General features: G+C 59.2%; 13 protein-coding genes and 2 pseudogenes. 3 read left to right on the top strand and 12 right to left on the bottom strand.

Annotated elements, in window-relative coordinates:
* Positions 1–44: 44 nt before the first annotated feature.
* Genes ASE98_RS24820 through ASE98_RS24810 form a run of 3 tightly spaced genes read right to left on the bottom strand, consistent with a single transcriptional unit; the run spans position 45 to position 5268 of the window.
* The gene (locus tag ASE98_RS24820) at positions 45–3107 is read right to left on the bottom strand and encodes an efflux RND transporter permease subunit (protein ID WP_060543956.1); all 3063 of its coding nucleotides are present in this window, start codon (positions 3105–3107) and stop codon (positions 45–47) included.
* Positions 3104–4168 (bottom strand): efflux RND transporter periplasmic adaptor subunit, encoded by a 1065-nt coding sequence (locus tag ASE98_RS24815; RefSeq protein ID WP_060543955.1) that lies wholly within the window; start codon positions 4166–4168, stop codon positions 3104–3106. Before ASE98_RS24815 ends, ASE98_RS24820 begins: the two co-directional genes overlap by 4 nt.
* Entirely contained in the window at positions 4165–5268 is a 1104-nt protein-coding gene (locus tag ASE98_RS24810) for an efflux RND transporter periplasmic adaptor subunit (RefSeq protein WP_060543954.1), read from the bottom strand. Before ASE98_RS24810 ends, ASE98_RS24815 begins: the two co-directional genes overlap by 4 nt.
* A gap of 175 nt (positions 5269–5443) precedes the next feature.
* Here ASE98_RS24810 and ASE98_RS24805 point away from each other — a divergent pair, with 175 nt between their 5' ends.
* Positions 5444–6643 carry an AAA family ATPase gene (locus ASE98_RS24805; protein ID WP_060543953.1) on the top strand — a complete coding sequence of 400 codons (1200 nt, stop codon included), beginning with the start codon at positions 5444–5446 and terminating at the stop codon, positions 6641–6643.
* Between the two features lie 403 nt (positions 6644–7046).
* Here ASE98_RS24805 and ASE98_RS24800 read toward each other — a convergent pair whose 3' ends face one another.
* The 4 genes and pseudogenes from ASE98_RS24800 to ASE98_RS24785 all read right to left on the bottom strand — a co-directional run.
* Entirely contained in the window at positions 7047–7829 is a 783-nt protein-coding gene (locus ASE98_RS24800; RefSeq protein ID WP_060543952.1) for a MetQ/NlpA family ABC transporter substrate-binding protein, read from the bottom strand.
* Positions 7830–8100: 271 nt separating this feature from the next.
* Positions 8101–9024: a sigma 54-interacting transcriptional regulator gene (locus tag ASE98_RS24795; RefSeq protein ID WP_060543951.1), complete on the bottom strand. Its 924-nt coding sequence runs from the start codon at positions 9022–9024 to the stop codon at positions 8101–8103.
* 59 nt (positions 9025–9083) lie between these two features.
* On the bottom strand, positions 9084–9665 hold the full coding sequence (locus ASE98_RS24790) for an alpha/beta hydrolase (protein ID WP_060543950.1): 582 nt from the start codon (positions 9663–9665) through the stop codon (positions 9084–9086).
* Positions 9666–9885: 220 nt separating this feature from the next.
* Positions 9886–10197 (bottom strand): annotated as a pseudogene (locus tag ASE98_RS24785) (MotA/TolQ/ExbB proton channel family protein); the annotation flags it as partial.
* 462 nt (positions 10198–10659) lie between these two features.
* Here ASE98_RS24785 and ASE98_RS24780 point away from each other — a divergent pair.
* Positions 10660–10971 carry a hypothetical protein gene (locus tag ASE98_RS24780; RefSeq protein WP_060543949.1) on the top strand — a complete coding sequence of 104 codons (312 nt, stop codon included), beginning with the start codon at positions 10660–10662 and terminating at the stop codon, positions 10969–10971.
* A 52-nt stretch (positions 10972–11023) separates the two neighbouring features.
* Here the strand turns inward: ASE98_RS24780 and ASE98_RS27860 are convergent.
* Positions 11024–11113 (bottom strand): annotated as a pseudogene (locus ASE98_RS27860) (hypothetical protein); the annotation flags it as partial.
* Positions 11114–11500: 387 nt separating this feature from the next.
* Complete coding sequence (locus ASE98_RS24770) at positions 11501–12574, bottom strand: fatty acid desaturase (protein ID WP_060543947.1); 1074 nt, start codon at positions 12572–12574, stop codon at positions 11501–11503.
* Between the two features lie 100 nt (positions 12575–12674).
* On the opposite strand from ASE98_RS24770, the gene ASE98_RS24765 reads away from it, so the two are divergent.
* Positions 12675–13679, top strand: a complete 1005-nt coding sequence (locus tag ASE98_RS24765; RefSeq protein ID WP_060543946.1) for an AraC family transcriptional regulator — start codon at positions 12675–12677, stop codon at positions 13677–13679.
* Here the strand turns inward: ASE98_RS24765 and ASE98_RS24760 are convergent, their stop codons facing one another.
* From ASE98_RS24760 to ASE98_RS24750, 3 genes are all read right to left on the bottom strand, one after another.
* Positions 13680–14912, bottom strand: coding sequence for a type II toxin-antitoxin system HipA family toxin (locus ASE98_RS24760; protein ID WP_060543945.1), 1233 nt, complete (start codon positions 14910–14912; stop codon positions 13680–13682).
* Positions 14905–15153, bottom strand: coding sequence for a helix-turn-helix domain-containing protein (locus tag ASE98_RS24755; RefSeq protein WP_060543944.1), 249 nt, complete (start codon positions 15151–15153; stop codon positions 14905–14907). The genes ASE98_RS24760 and ASE98_RS24755 overlap by 8 nt, the downstream gene beginning before the upstream one ends.
* Before the next feature lie 112 nt (positions 15154–15265).
* Positions 15266–15631: a response regulator gene (locus tag ASE98_RS24750; protein ID WP_060543943.1), complete on the bottom strand. Its 366-nt coding sequence runs from the start codon at positions 15629–15631 to the stop codon at positions 15266–15268.
* Positions 15632–15687: the final 56 nt, after the last annotated feature.

The raw sequence follows: 15687 nt of genomic DNA, 5'->3' as shown, positions 1-15687 counted from the left end.
CGGCGTTGTAAGTCAGACCGTTCCCAAAAATGTAACCGGAAAGATCATGGAGCAGAAACCGATGAGTCGTTCTTCGGCTCGCGAATCTTGTACCAAGCCACATACAACGCCGGCAGAAACAGCAGTGTCAGCAAGGTCGCGACGATGATCCCGCCGATCATCGCGTAGGCCATCGGCCCCCAGAACACCTCCCGCGCAATCGGGATCATGCCCAGGCTCGCCGCCGCCGCCGTCAACAGGATCGGGCGGCGCCGGTGCTCGGTCGCCTGGAACACCGCATCCCACGGCGCATAGCCTTTCTCCTCGTACTCGTGGATCTGCGTGACCAGGATTACCGAGTTGCGGATGATGATGCCGATCAGCGCGAGAATCCCCAGGATCGCCACAAAGCCCATGGGCGTTCCCGTCGGCACCAGCGCAATGACCACGCCGATCAAGCCCAGCGGCGCCACGCTGGCCACCAGGAACATCTTCTGCACGCTGTGCAACTGGATCATCAGGAAGGTCGCCATCAGGAACAGCATCAATGGCACCACCTTGGCAATCGGCCCCTGGGCCTTGCCGCTTTCCTCAACCGTACCGCCAGTGGCGACCTTGTAGCCTGCGGGCAGTTTTTCGGCAAAGGCGTCGATCGACGGCTTGAGGATTTTCACCAGGTCCGTCGGCTGGATCTCGTCGCGAATCGCCGCCTTGATGGTGATGGTCGGCAGACGATCACGACGCCATACCAAGGGTTGCTCAAGCTCGTAGCGCACAGTGGCGAAGGCCAGCAGCGGAATCGACGTTCCATTCGGTGTGACGATCTGCAGGTTCTGCAGGGTGTCCGGGGTGCCACGCTCGGAATCCACCGCGCGGCCGACCACGTTGATCAGGTAGATATCATCATCGACCTGAGTCACCGGCGCGCCACTGACAATGCCATTCAACAGTTCGGAGACGTCCTCGGAAGAGAGTCCGAGCTGCCGTGCCTTGTCCTGGGCAATGTCGATACGCAGGACTTTGCCCGGTTCGTTCCAGTCATAGATGATCTCGCCGATGTGCGGGTTCTTGTCTAGCTCGGTAGCCAGGTCGATGGCATGTCGCCGCACCTGGTCGATGTCCTTGCCGCTGACCCGGTACTGGATCGGACGCCCGACGGGCGGGCCCATTTCCAGGGCCTGGACGTAAGCGCCGATGCCGACGAAGTCATTGCGCAGGCGCTCACGCAGTTTCTGCATCATGGCCTCGCGGGACTCGCCTTTGCTGACGATCACCAACTGCGCGTAGAACGGGTTTTGCAGTTGCTGGTCCAGTGGCAGGTAGAAACGGATCGCGCCCTGGCCGATATAGGTGCTCCAGCGCACGATGTCCGGATCGCCCTTGAGTGTGGCTTCGAGACGGTCCACGGCCCGGCGGGTTTCATCGAGCGAGGCGTTTTGCGGAAGGTTCAGGTCCACCAGGATTTCCGGGCGGTCCGAAGACGGGAAGAACTGGTTCTGCACGAAGCGCATGCAGAACACCGACAGCACGAACAACAGCACGGTAAAGCCGATGGCCCACCAGCGATTGCGCATGGCCCACAGCAAGCCGCCATTGAACGCCTTGCCGATGCGCCCGGGTTCACCCTCGTGGGGTTTCACATTGGTGCTGAGGATGTGCACGCCGATCACCGGCGCGAACAGTACCGCCACCACCCAGGACACCAGCATCGCACAGGCAATCACCGCAAACAGTGTGTAGGTGTATTCACCGGCGGAACTGGCGTTCAAGCCAATCGGCACGAAACCCGCCACTGTCACCAGTGTACCGGTGAGCATCGGGAAGGCCGTGGAGGTGTAGGCAAAGGTGGCCGCCTGCTCCTTGGTCTCGCCCATTTCCAGGCGCGTGACCATCATTTCCACGGTGATCATGGCATCGTCCACCAGCAGGCCCAGGGCAATGATCAGGGCGCCGAGGGAGATCCGCTGCATGGTGATGCCGCTGTATTCCATGAACACGAAGACCATCGCCAACACCAGCGGGATCGAGCACGCCACCACCAGACCGGCACGCACGCCCAGGCTGACGAAGCTGACCAGCAGCACGATCACCACCGCCTCGAACAAGGCACTGGTAAAGCCGCCGACGGCCTCTTCCACCACTACGGCCTGATCGGAGACGTTGAAGATGCCAACACCCACGGGCAAGTCAGCGGTCAACTGATCGATACGGGCATGCAGGGCCTTGCCGAACGCCTGGACATTGCCCCCGGTCTGCATGGCAATTGCCAGGCCGATGGCGGGTTTGCCGTTGAAGCGGAATTCCGGCGACGCCGGGTCGACGTAGCCACGGCGGATATCGGCAATGTCGGCCAGACGATAGAAGCGGTCGTTGAGCTTGAGGTTGACCTCGGCGAGGTCTTTCTCCGACGCGAACTGCCCGGAGGTACGCACCGAAATCCGCTCCGGTCCCGCTTCGATGACACCTGCCGGTGTCACGGCGTTCTGCGATTGCAGGCTCTGTATCACCTGGCGCTGATCGATGCCGAGCGCCGCGAGTTTGCGCGTGGAGAAGTTCAGATACAGCACTTCGTCCTGCTGGCCGACCATCTCGATCTTGCCCAGCCCCGGCACACCGCGAATCTCGGCGCGGGCCTGTTCCACGTAGTCGCGCAACTGGCGCATGGTCAGGCCATCGGCGGTAAACGCATAGATCGAACCGAACACATCACCAAATTCGTCGTTAAACCCCGGGCCTTGCATGCCCTGGGGGAACTGGCCGCGAATGTCGTTGATCTTCTTGCGCACCTGGTACCAGATTTCCGGGATGTCCTTGGCCTGGGTGGTATCGCGCAGGTACACATACACCGTCGATTCGCCGGGGCGTGTATAGCTCTTCACATAGTCGAGCGAGTCGAGCTCTTCGAGCTTTTTCTCGATGCGGTCGGTGATCTGCTTGAGGGTTTCCTCCTGGGTCGCCCCTGGCCACTTGCTCTGGATCACCATGGTCTTGATGGTGAACGAGGGGTCTTCTTCACGCCCCAGGTTGAAATACGAGAACACACCCATGAGCAAGGCGACGAACATCAGGTACCAGATGAACGACTGATGCTTGAGGGCCCATTCCGAGAGGTTGAAAGGCCCTTTCATTGACTGTCCTCGTCGAATTTCACTTTCTGCCCCGGTTTGAGGCTGTTGACTCCGGCACTGACCACGCGCTCGCCGTTTTTCACGCCGTCAGCCAACACTGCGGTGCTGTCGGTGCGGCTGATGACCTGAACCTCACGTGGCGATACGGTTTTGCTCTGTGGATCAATCACCCAGATGCGTGGCTTGCCGTCGACATCCTGCAGCGCCGTGAGCGGCAGTTCGATGCGCGGCTTGATGGCCGAACTCAGGGTAACGCTGATGGCCGTGCCCAAACGGAAGCCCGGCGGCGTTTGCGCCAGCGTCAGGCGCGCGCGACGGGTACGTGTGGCGCTTTGCGCCTGGGGTTCGATTTCACGGATGACCGCGGTGGTGTTGGTGTCCGGATCAAGTTGCGCGGCGACCAGGAACACCACGTCACTGGGCAGTTGATCCACCAGGGTATTGGGCAGATCGATCACCGCCTCCTTGATGTCTGGCTGCGCGAGTGTCACCACTTGCTGACCGGCCGACACCACTTGCCCGGCTTCGGCGTTCCACGCGGTGACCACGGCTTTGTGGTCGGCACGCAACTCAGTGTAGCCGAGCTGATCTTTGCTCTGGTCGACCGCCGCCCGAGCCTGATCGAGCGACGCCTGGGTGGTTTTCAGGTCGGTATTGGCGGCGTCCAGCTGCGCCTGTGCACCCACCCCGCGATCAAACAAGGCTTGTTGACGCAGGGCCGTGGCCTTGGCATTGATGAATTGCGCCTGGACCTTCGCCAGATCGCCCTGGGCCGAACGCAACTGGTTTTGCTGGTCGGACGGATCAAGCGTGGCGAGCAAGGTGTCTTTCTCGACCTCCGCGCCGACATCGACGTTACGGCTGGCGATGCGCCCTGCGACCCGGAAGCCGGTATTGCTTTCGTAACGCGCCTGAATGCTGCCGGCAAACCGGCCCAGGTCCTCTTCGCTCAAGGCCTCTACCTTGATCGACAGCACCGGCCGCACCGGCTCCGGCGGCGGCTCTTTTTCGGAACAGGCGCTCAGCACCAGTGCGATGGACAATGCCCATAAAGGCCTCATGGCTTGGCTTCCCACGTCAAATCCTTGTAAGTGTTTTCGGCAATTTCGACTTCCATGCCCGGGTGCAACAGCTGCCCACCGGCGATGATGACTTTTTCCCCACCTTCCAGCCCGCCACTGATGATGACCTTGCCGGTCAGGTAACGGCCGACCGTGACGGTATGCAACTGCGCCTGGCCCTTGTCATCGACAATCCAGACGGCAGGCTCACTGATGTTTTTGGTCAGCGCCGACCAGGGCAGCTCTATGACCGACTTGCCCGACCCCCGGGCCGTTGCGCTGACGACCGAGCCCAGTTCCATGCCGGCAGGCACGCTGTTGAGGCCGACCTTGACCTGCACGGTACCGGACTGCGCCGACACCGCCGGCGTGACTTCACGCACCGTGCCGGTGGTTTTGATGGCGGGGTTATCAAGCAGACTGAGGACAATGGTCTGATCCTTCGGTTTCTCCGCCAGCAGTGCTTCATAAACGTTGAACACTGCGTCCCTATCGCCATCGCGGGCAAGGCTGAACACCGGCATCGTCGCCTGCACCACCTGGCCGACTTCAGCCTGACGCGCCGTAATGATGCCGGGAGCATCGGCCACCAGCGCGGTGTAGCTCAGTTGATCCTTGGCGTTGGCGAGTTGCGCCTGGGCGGCACTCAAGGCGCTTTGGCTACTGCGCAGCGCGGCCTGGGCCGAATCGTATTCACTCTGGCTGGTGTAGCCCTTGGGCAGGAGTTTCTGCTGACGCACGAACGCCGCGGCACTCTGCGTGACCCGGGCCTGCTCGGCGAGCACTTGCGCCTGGGCCGAATCGACACTGGTCTGCAAATCCTTGGGGTCGAGCCGGGCCAGCACTTGCTTGGCCGTCACCCGATCACCGACATCAACCGAACGCTGGATGATTTTGCCGCCGACGCGAAAGGACAACTCGGTTTGCACGCGGGGCTGAATGTCACCTGTCAGGGTGATCGGGGCGGCGTAATCCGCCGGTTTTACTTCCTGGACGAACACCCGCGGTAGATATTCCGCTACAGGCTTTTCCTTTTCGCAGGCGGTCAGCAAGGTGACAACGCCCAAGGCCACTACACTTTTCAATCCGGGGACCCGCATGCAAACTCCTTGGCCTTTTTTTAAACAACACGACAGAGAGCTTAGAACAGGCGTCCGGCCTTGCACACCGCTCATTTAAAAAGAAAAACTGCTCCTGCCTGCGCCCGAAAGTGCTTGCGCCAGACGCCTGCGCATGTCGGACAATAGGACCCGGTCGCTCGTTCCAGGTAATCACATGCTCAAGACCCTCGCGGTAGCCAATTACCGTTCGATCAACAAACTGGTGATCCCCCTGGGCCGCCTGAACCTGATCACCGGCGCCAATGGCAGTGGCAAATCCAATTTGTACCGAGCCTTGCGCCTGCTCGCGGAAACCGCCCAGGGCGGCGTGGTCAACGCCCTGGCGCGCGAGGGTGGCCTGGATTCGACCTTCTGGGCCGGCCCGGAAAACATCAGCCGACGCATGCGCAACGGCGAGGTCCCGGTGCAAGCTTCTGTGCGCCAAGGCGTAAAACGCCTGCGACTCGGGTTTACCGGGGAAGACTTCGGCTATTCCATCAGCCTCGGCCTGCCCGATTCCAACGGCCATTTCATGCTGCCCGGGCAAAGCACCCCCATTCCCTCGCGCTTCAGCCTCGACCCGCAAATAAAGCGCGAGTGCCTGTGGGCCGGGCCGTTCTATCGCCCGGCGAGCCTGCTGGTGGATCGCGAGGGCCCGAGGATCCGCGCCCGGGTCGACCGTAGCTGGGACGTACTGGCGCAGCACACGCCGAATTTCGACAGTTTGTTTGATCAGGTCGGCAGCCTGCGCGCTTCTCCAGAGGTTCTGGAGATGCGCGAATTCATCCGCCGCTGGCGCTTTTACGATCACTTTCGCAGCGACGCCGACGCGCCGGTGCGCCAACCGCAACTGGGCACGCGCACGCCGGTGCTGCATCACGATGGCCGCGACCTGGCGGCAGCCTTGCAGACCATCATCGAAATTGGTGACCCCGAAGCATTGCGGGCCGCAATCAGCGACGCCTTTCCCGGTGCACGGCTGCATATCGAGCCACTGGCGGGCGGACGTTTTGCTATCGAGTTTTATCAGGAAGGGTTGTTGCGACCGCTTTCGGCGGCGGAATTGTCGGACGGCACATTGCGTTATCTGCTGCTGGTGGCGGCGCTGCTGACACCTCGCCCGCCGACCCTGATGGTGCTCAACGAACCGGAAACCAGCCTGCACCCGGACCTGCTGCCGGCATTGGCACGCTTGATTATCCGGGCATCAGAACAGTGCCAGGTGTGGGTGGTGTCCCATGCCCGGCGATTGATTTCGGCGTTGCAGGAGGACCCGGAGTGTAACTGCATCGTGCTGGAGAAAAACCTGGGGCAGACCGGGATTGTCGGGCAGCGAGTGCTTGATGAGCCCGCGTGGTATTGGCCGGATGCATGACTGACGTTTGGCGCTGTTCTATCGGCTATTGCGATGGCAAATGAATGGCGAGCCATGTTCTGAGAATTCCGAATTTTCCGGGCAGCGGAGGACATCCTTTTTCGTTTGCACCGCAGGACGGATCTTTTTTTCAGATTGCCACTCCAAGGACGGATCGCGTTTGGCCAGACTCCCCCGGCCGACCAATCACAAGGACGGGAAAATGGCAGACGTGGAAGTGCCCCAGCGGCTGGACCCGCAAGATATCGTGAAGTTGTTGATGGCATTGCACAAGGCGTTGAAGGCGCGGACGGCGACGGCCTGAGACGACCGTTCCCATGCTCTGCGTGGGAACGATCATAAAAAACGCCGACGCTCTATCAGCCGTCGGCGTTTGAAACCTTGAAGGGGTTTACCTGGCGAATCAGAACGCCGGCAGTACCGCGCCGCTGTACTTCTGCGCGATGAAGGCTTTCACTTCAGGGCTGGTCAGGGCCTTGGCCAGTTTCTGGATGGCTGCGCTGTCCTTGTTGTCCGGACGAGCGACCAGGAAGTTCACGTAAGGCGAGTCGGCGCCTTCGATCACCAGCGCATCTTTAGCCGGGTTCAGGCCCGCTTCCAGCGCGTAGTTGGTGTTGATCATGTCCAGGTCGACCTGATCCAGCACTCGCGGCAACATCGCCGATTCAAGCTCCTTGAACTTGAAGTTGTGCGGGTTCTTGGCGATGTCTTTCGGCGTGGCCAGGGCGTTTTTCGGGTCTTTGAGCTCGATCAGGCCAGCCTTCTGAAGCAGGATCAGGGCACGGCCGCTGTTGCTGCCTTCGTTCGGGATAGCGATGGTCGCGCCGTCTTTCAGCTCGGCCAGGGTTTTGACTTTCTTCGAGTAGCCGCCGAACGGTTCGACGTGCACGCCGATCACGGTCACCAGGTTGGTGCCTTTGCCTTCGTTGAAGCTTTTCAGGTATGGCAGGGTCTGGAAGTAGTTGGCATCCAGACGCTTCTGGTCGACCTGTACGTTTGGCTGAACGTAGTCGGTGAATACTTTGATTTCCAGGTCCACGCCTTCTTTGGCGAGGGTTGGCTTGATCAGCTCGAGAATCTCGGCGTGTGGAACAGGGGTCGCCGCAACTACCAGTTTCTCGCCAGCCTGGGCCAGGCCCGCGGTCAGGGCAGCCGCCAGTGCGGTGAACAACAGAACCTTTTTCATGCAGTGTCCTTATCGAAAATCACAGTCGCTTGTGGCGACGGCTAAATATGAAGGTGCCAGCGAAGTGCTATCGCTGGCGTGACGCGGACAATACCGGGATTTTTTATTCCCGAACAATATCTTTTATTCACTTTCATATTCCATTTTGTTCATACAGCTCTAACTCGCGCATTCCATGTTGGAGCGAGCCTGCTCGCGGTGGTCGTCAACGATAACGCTGGTGTCCTGACACCCCGCAGCGCTCTCAGGTTCATCGCGAGCAGGCTCGCTCCTACAGGAGGCCAGTTTGCGTAAGTATTTGTTTCAGAGCGTCTTTTTCGGCGTCGGAACCCGTGTCGAGAATCAGCTGGAGTTGTCGTTCAATTTGCACCAATCCGTCATCCGGCAAATTCAAATGCTCAGGCAAAATCTCGTCACCGGTGCTCACCAGCAGCGCAAAGTGAATGATGTTTTCCAGCTCCCGGGTGTTGCCGGGCCAACTGTGGCGCTCCAGCACAGCTTGTGCCGCCTCGCTGATCAACGGCACCGGCAGTTCCAGGCGCTGGCTGTAAATGCCAAGGAAATACTCGGCCAGCGACAGAATGTCGCCCGTGCGCTCACGTAACGCCGGCAACTCCAGTTGCCCCTCACTGAGATAGTGATAAAGCCGCTCATGAAATTTCCCGGCAGCGACCGCTTGGGCCAGGTCGATGCTGGTGGCTGCCACTAACCGCACATCCACGGGGCTTGGCTGATAAGCGCCGACGCGGGTCACTTCGTGGTTTTCCAGAGCGGCGAGCAATTTGATCTGAATCGCCAGCGGCAGGTCGCCAATTTCATCCAGGTATAAGGTGCCGCCATTGGCCGACCCGAACCAGCCCGCGCGACTGCTCGCCGAACCGCTGAAACTGCCCGCCGCGTAGCCGAACAGTTCAGCGTCGGCATAGGTCGGGCTGATCGCGCCGCAGTTGACCGAAACGAACAACCCGCCACGATCACTGGCGCGATGGATATGCCGCGCCAACAATTCCTTGCCGGTACCGGTTTCGCCACGGATCAGCACCGAGATGGCGCGCGGGGCCAGTAGTTCCAGATCCTGGCGTAACTGGCGGGAACGCGGATCGACGAACACCAGCGCCTTGGCGCGAATGCTCAGGGGGCTTTTTTCAGCATCGGGGAACGTCAGCAGTGGCTGACCGAATGTTTCAAAACTCATGGCAGACTCCCGCCCAAAGCCGCCGGGAGGCGGGGGGCCGATTCACAAAACAAGAAGGTTCAGGCGCGACGCAGGGCGTGATGCTCCATGCGGTTCTGCAGACGATAGAGGTAAGCAAAACCCTGCTCCCAGCGCTGATGACCGGACTTCACATTGATGTGCCCGGCCCCCGCCAGAATCCCCGCCTCGGCCCCCCAATTGCGCGCCAGCTCCAGGGCTCGCGGCGCACTGACGGCGCTGTCGTTGTCGGAGCTGACGACCTGGCTCGGGAATGGCAGCAAGTGCGTCGGGATCGGCGCGAAGTTGCGCAGGGCCGGTGCACAGGCAGGGCGTTCTACGTCCGCCGGGGCAACCAGCAAGGCGCCACGCACCTGACGCAAAAACTGCACAGGCGCAGTCGCCGCCCAATGCGCGACGGTGATGCAGCCCAGGCTATGGGCGATCAGGATCACTGGCGTGCTATCGGCGGCAATCGCCTCGGCCAGCGCCGCCACCCAGTCTTCACGACGCGGTGTCAGCCAGTCAGCCTGCTCAACCCGTGCGCTGTTCGGCAGGCTGTTCTGCCAGTGGCTTTGCCAATGATCTTCTGGCGATCCTTGCCAGCCCGGCACAATCAGGTAGCGAATTGATTCGTTGCGCATGGGGGGAGCTCTCCTGCTGCGTGTCTGTTCCCGGTCGAGTATAGGGAGGAGATTTATATTCGTTAAGGAATAAGAAGCTATTTATTAAGATCCATATCGAATAATACATACCCCTTTGGGGGCTTTGTTTCAGGCAAAAAAAGGGCCGCACCCTGCCAAGGAGACGGCCCCGGAAAATCGAAAACCTTTCAGCGCGTGGTAATCACCGACAGCTTGGTGACCCCTGCCCGCTCGAGCGGCGCTCACGCACGATCTGCTTGCACAAGGCCCTTTCAAGGCGATCCTGATGATTGATCGCCTGGCTCAGGTCCGCCGCTTGTGGCGCCTAGCCCACCTGAATTGCCGCGTAACCGGTCTGCGCTACCCGCGCTGCAGCGCCGGGTTGGGTTTCGGCCAACTCCGCCGCTGAATCCAGACCAGAAGCGGCCCAGAACTGTTTATGAAACCTGCGATCCTGCGCCTTGAGGCGGCCAAACTGCACACCCTTGAGCAATGCCAGCCCCCAGGTGGCGACGGAAAAAACCACCAACAGTCAGATCACCGCGCTTTCAATGGATGCAAGTGGAGATGCCAGTAACGTCATGGTGTATTCCTCGTGTAAACGTTTCGCGCGAATTTGGTTTCGGTTTAATGAATCTTGAAATCGATGGTCGTACTGAACATCCCCCGACGACCTCTGGATGGAAGAATCATTGGCCGAAACGCTTAGCTTCGGAAGTAATATTTAAAGTTAAATATAGAACTTTAAGGAATATATAAAACTTCCGAATTGCTACACGCCTTGATCCGTAAAGGGTCGGGGCCACAGGCCGAGACTGCATGCTTTCAAGGCATGGAAAATATTCCCGGACGGCATGATTCATACGGTCTCAAGCCGGTGCACACGCCGTCTTACAACAGCAGGATTGCTAAAGGGCAGCTACACGCTTTAGAACAACAACAGTTGTACCAACGTTAAATACCGCTTCATTCAATCAACTCAGGATGAGTACCCATGACATTCACTACCCGCCTGCTGACTTACATGGCGCTGTTATTGGCGCCGTTATCGCTTTTTGCGGCCACTACCAAGGACCAGGAACCGATTGAACTCGAGATCAGCAACAAGACCAGTTACCCCATCAATGTCTTCCAGAGGCAGTGGAAGGGCGTCGTGTTACCGGATGAGCGCTTTGAGGCCAGGGATTACCAAAACGCCACGGTGACGATTTCCACTTCGACGCCCGAGGCAGTCATCCGGTTTGTCTCGCTGAGCAATGGCAAGGGCTGCAAGGCGCAAACCTGCGTCCTGGTCACCGGCAATTGAGGCGTCTGTCTCCCGCGCGCAGCCCTGGGTAGCCGCGGGAGACAGTTGCTGCTTAAAAGTCGTAGCGACCCGTCACACCCAGGGTCCGCGGCGCACCGAGCAGGCCTTCATAGCCGCCGTTGGCTGCCGTCCAGAGCGTGGTGAGGGTTGCATAAGTGAGGAGGTCGTCGGTGACGCGGTAGCTGAGGTTCAGTAAGCCAGAAGGGCTGGAGCTGTACTGATTCAAGTCGCCGGAGTCATACGCCCCGGCACGACCACGCCTTGCCGCGTTGACCAGCGTTGCACCAGCGGCGCTGGCCCGTGCCTGATACAGATTGACGCCGTTGATGGTTGGCCCGGTGGCCGGCGTGCGCCATCCGGGCAAGCAATGGCACGGCAAGCCTCGCCGTTTCAGCCGGATTGATGTTGTCTGAACTATCGCTATCGCGAGCAGGCTCCCACAGTGGGTCGTCTTTGGACTCACTATTTGAGTACAACAGAGGTCCCCTGTGAGCGAGCCTGCTCGCGATGAGGCCATCATCGACACTCATCAAGCCTGCGCTGTACGCACCTCTTCCTGCACCCCGACATCCTTGCGCACAAACCGGTTGGCCCGCGCAAACGTACCAAAATCATTAAAGCGCACACCCATTTCGCGCATCACCTTATGTCCAACCGGCACGGTCATCTGGCGGATGTAAAACGGTTCCTTCACCACAAAATGGTGGATGCCATGGCTACTGCCGAAGTTGAAGCAGAATGCCTGCAACGGCCACAACCACCATGCATGCAGCACCTGGCACTGCTGCATCACATTCCCCGGCTCGATGTCACCGTAGTAATGCATGTTTGAGCTGATGAAGTGCAAACAGAACGTACGCAGCACGTTCGGGCCGATGATCACCACTGCCGCGATATCGATCACCTGCATCACCGACAGCGTCGTCGCCGACCACTCGATCGGCGCACCCATCAGGTACGCGATACCGTTCGCTGCGTGGAAGCCGAGAAACACATACCAGGCGCCCCAATGCACAAGTGCCAGCGGCGCGTAGACCTTCAGGGTGCGCTTGATGATGCTTAATTTGCGCGCCCAGGTTGGCGCCCGGAGCATGCGGATGAACGCCGACATGATGTTGTCGCCGATCATCAAAAACCGTGCGAACCCCCAAGGTTCGCCATTGGTGATGGCGCGCTCTTCCATATCGGTTTCAGTGCCGGACACCTTGTGGTGGTTGAGATGCAGATGGCGGCGAATCCACGGATTGATCGTGCTCGGCCGCGCCAGCCACACCAGCCCCATCATCAGGTTGTGCGGCACCCGCTGCTTGCGGAAGTACATGCTGTGAATCAGGTCGTGTTCCAGCTCGTGGGTCAGCGAGGCGAAAAAGGCATTGAGCAGCAGGCAGACCCACCAGGCCATGTGCCCGGTCATGTACAACGCAGCCGAACCGACCATACCGATCAGCGCGAAGGCCAGAATGCCCGCGCCAAGGGCGTCCTGATGCTTGAGAATCGGATACTGTTTACGCAGTTCGACGCCTCTGGCCAGCACCACTTCGCGAATATGTGCCGATCGTTGCGCTGCATTCAGTCGCTGGGGACTTGCAGAAGTACGGTCCATGCTTCCATCCTCTGGTTATTGATGTTCGCATCCTGCCTTGCGAATCTTCACAACGCGGTAGCCGTGAACGCCAACCTGTTGACCGGAAGCGCCAATCAGCATGAGTGAACCGACGTCCCTTGCCAGCTGGACCCGCGCTCTGCGCAAGCAACTCGATGCCCTGGGCATCGACAGCGGCGCACTGTGCCATCAAGCAGGCCTCGACCCGCACTTGATGGACGACCCGAACGCTCGTTACCCGTTGTCTGGCACCACGCGGCTGTGGGAACTGGCGGTGCAGGTCAGCGGCGACCCGGCGATTGGTTTGCGCGTATCGCGCTTTGTCAGCCCGACTACGTTCCACGCGCTGGGCTACGCATTGGTGGCCAGCGGCAGTCTGCGCGAAGTGTTCGAGCGCATCGTGCGTTATCACCAGGTGGTCAGCGATGCCCTGGAGCTGGAGCTGATCCGGGCAGAGGATCGCTACCATTTCAGTCTGAAAATTCCGCCTGGCAATCCGGCACCGGCCTTCGAGGCCATCGATGCCTTCATGGCGATCTACGTGCGCACTTGCCGCAATCGCCTGGGTCGTGACTACGCACCGTTGGCGGCGTTCCTGCGGCGCCCGGAACCGCTGGACGCGCATCAATGGCACAAGGTATTCCGCTCACCGGTGTACTTTGGCGCCGAGGAAGACCGGCTGGAATTCGCCCTCCTGGACTTCGACAGCCATCTGGACGATGCCAACCCGGAACTGGCCGAGCACAACGAAACCGTGCTCAAGAGAACCCTGGCGCAACTCAAGCCGCTGACGTGGGAACGCAAGGTTCGCGATGCCATTGAGGAGCAGTTGCCCGAAGGCGAACCCAGCGCCGAGCACATCGCCAAGGCCCTGCACTTGAGCCTGCGCAGTTTGCAGCGGCACCTGGCCGATGAAGGCTGCCGGTTCGATACGCTGCTCAACGAAAGTCGGGAAAATCTGGCGCTGCTGCACCTGCGTGATCCGCAAGTGTCATTGAGTGAGATCAGCTATCTGCTCGGCTTCGCTGACACCAGCAGTTTCAGCCGCGCATTCAAGCGCTGGACCGGGATGACGCCGGGGCAGTTTCGGGATGGGTTGCGCTGATCAGTTTTTCACGAGACTGCGTGCCATGCCTGAGCGCCATTGCTCAATCATCGATTCGCCAACGCTGGTAAAACCTCGGTTAACCTTGATGTAATCAGCCATTTCGTTCATCGCCACGTCCATGCCATGGGCCACTTGTTGCAGCAATTCATTGCAACGCCCTTCCGTCAGATTGCAGGCCGACCGGCCAAAACGCATCAGCATTTTGTACTTGGGCCATGCTTTCGACCCACCGAGCAACAACGCCATGCTGTCGGTCTTTATGTAGACCGAAGTGGTGATGACGTCGTAGGCCGGTGCGAGGCGGATCTGCGTATCGGAACCACAATGATCGTACAGCACACCAAAGTTCTTGAGGTGAGCGTCTCCATTCTTCAGGCCCGACGAGAGCGCAACAATCTTGAAAAAAGATTCAAGCGCCCGGTTGAGCAATGGCGGGGAGACAAACTCTTTGATCTGCCTGGCGGCACCTTCGTATGAACCATCGTACTTGGCCTTTGATGGCCAAGCATTGAGAACACAGAAATCCTCGAACCCCAAATACCCTTGGTCGTTCAGGTCGAAGCGTTCGACAATCAGAAATTTTCCGTGCTCACTGAGTTCAAATTTCGGCACTTCAAGACCCGAATGCAACGCGGCCCGCATGCAAAAATATTCGTTGGCCGCAAGCTCAGGGTATTCCTCTGGACGGAACGATTTGACCAAGTGAGTCGCGCCGCGATGAGTCAAACGGTCAACGACTGTCTCACTATCGCGGATAAGCACTTTGGGCTGCACGCCGGAAACGCCCGAATACTGGCCATACGTCTGTAATAGTTCTTCGAATAAACCTTGGGCACCGTCGTGAACCAAAAGATCAGCGAGGCTGGTGTCAGGTGGACAGTCGCTCCCATCTTGCGCACTTGCAATCCCCACTCGACCGAGCTGGTAGGGTCCGACGATTGCCAGCATGGAAAAATCATCAAACCCTCTGACCGCTTTACTGAAGCGACGAACCAATTCGTCGCGCAGGGCACCTTCTGGCAGGTTCATTTCGAAAATCGGCGGTACACCTTGCTCCCACGTATAACTTTCCAAGCGAGCCGGCATCGTCAACGAAACCGAATTCTCTTCCTGCGTGCTTTCGGAATAGGTAAAAACTGAATCGCTGCGAGGTTGACCACGACCGAGAATGCCGACCGCAGCGTCGGAGACGCTGATGTGCAGCCGGTCAATTTTCTGCCGCTCATCCATGGAAATTAACCTTCTTCAGAGAGTCCAGCGTTGGACGCGTTGACTGGCGAGGTACGGCGGTAAGCTCATACCCAAATCCATTGAGGATCGCCTCAACCTTGCGCAGACCAATTTCGGAGATGGAGCTGTTCTCGATACCCGATATCGTAGAGCGGCTCATTCCATACTGTTCTGCCAGCGCTTGCTGGGTAAGCTTTTGCTTTTTGCGTAGTGTACGAATCAGTTCACCAAGGTTTTCCATTCAAAAATCCTGCATCGTATACAGTGCAAATCTTGCCTATAAACGAATATGCATTGTATTTAGTGCAGATTCAAGGCCGAGAGCAGTTCAACTTTGTGCAAAACTCATCGCGTCAACGCCCCCGATCCCGCCGCAACAACTTGCGCACCCGCGTCACCAGTTCGCTCACGGCAAACGGCTTGAGCAAGTAATCATCCTCGTGCAGCTCCAGACCACGCAGGCGATCCTCGATGCCATCGCGAGTGGTGAGAAACAGCACGGGCGTTGCGCCGAGCTTGCGGATCTGTTGCAACAACTGCCAGCCGTTGAGCCCCGGCAGCATGACGTCGAGGATGATCATCTCGTACTCACCGGACTCGATGAAACGCCGCCCGTCCATGCCATTGACGGCCACATCCACCGTATAGCTGGCCTCGCTCAAGCCCTTGGCAAGCCGTTCGGCGACCTCGGGTTCGTCTTCCACTAGCAACACACGCATGGCACACCTCAATTGTCGTCCTGACAGGCTAGGCGCCTTCGCGAGGAAAGCCCACC

The sequence above is a fragment of the Pseudomonas sp. Leaf48 genome, assembly GCF_001421885.1.
Taxonomy (GTDB): domain Bacteria; phylum Pseudomonadota; class Gammaproteobacteria; order Pseudomonadales; family Pseudomonadaceae; genus Aquipseudomonas.
This window is presented reverse-complemented; position numbering and strand designations above follow the sequence as displayed.

What these genes read in the sequence shown, in the direction of transcription:
- ASE98_RS24820 (WP_060543956.1), bottom strand. Translation starts at nt 3,107, where the DNA reads ATGAAAGGGCCTTTCAACCTCTCGGAATGGGCCCTCAAGCATCAGTCG.
- ASE98_RS24815 (WP_060543955.1), bottom strand. Translation starts at nt 4,168, where the DNA reads ATGAGGCCTTTATGGGCATTGTCCATCGCACTGGTGCTGAGCGCCTGT.
- ASE98_RS24810 (WP_060543954.1), bottom strand. Translation starts at nt 5,268, where the DNA reads ATGCGGGTCCCCGGATTGAAAAGTGTAGTGGCCTTGGGCGTTGTCACC.
- ASE98_RS24805 (WP_060543953.1), top strand. Translation starts at nt 5,444, where the DNA reads ATGCTCAAGACCCTCGCGGTAGCCAATTACCGTTCGATCAACAAACTG.
- ASE98_RS24800 (WP_060543952.1), bottom strand. Translation starts at nt 7,829, where the DNA reads ATGAAAAAGGTTCTGTTGTTCACCGCACTGGCGGCTGCCCTGACCGCG.
- ASE98_RS24795 (WP_060543951.1), bottom strand. Translation starts at nt 9,024, where the DNA reads ATGAGTTTTGAAACATTCGGTCAGCCACTGCTGACGTTCCCCGATGCT.
- ASE98_RS24790 (WP_060543950.1), bottom strand. Translation starts at nt 9,665, where the DNA reads ATGCGCAACGAATCAATTCGCTACCTGATTGTGCCGGGCTGGCAAGGA.
- ASE98_RS24780 (WP_060543949.1), top strand. Translation starts at nt 10,660, where the DNA reads ATGACATTCACTACCCGCCTGCTGACTTACATGGCGCTGTTATTGGCG.
- ASE98_RS24770 (WP_060543947.1), bottom strand. Translation starts at nt 12,574, where the DNA reads ATGGACCGTACTTCTGCAAGTCCCCAGCGACTGAATGCAGCGCAACGA.
- ASE98_RS24765 (WP_060543946.1), top strand. Translation starts at nt 12,675, where the DNA reads ATGAGTGAACCGACGTCCCTTGCCAGCTGGACCCGCGCTCTGCGCAAG.
- ASE98_RS24760 (WP_060543945.1), bottom strand. Translation starts at nt 14,912, where the DNA reads ATGGATGAGCGGCAGAAAATTGACCGGCTGCACATCAGCGTCTCCGAC.
- ASE98_RS24755 (WP_060543944.1), bottom strand. Translation starts at nt 15,153, where the DNA reads ATGGAAAACCTTGGTGAACTGATTCGTACACTACGCAAAAAGCAAAAG.
- ASE98_RS24750 (WP_060543943.1), bottom strand. Translation starts at nt 15,631, where the DNA reads ATGCGTGTGTTGCTAGTGGAAGACGAACCCGAGGTCGCCGAACGGCTT.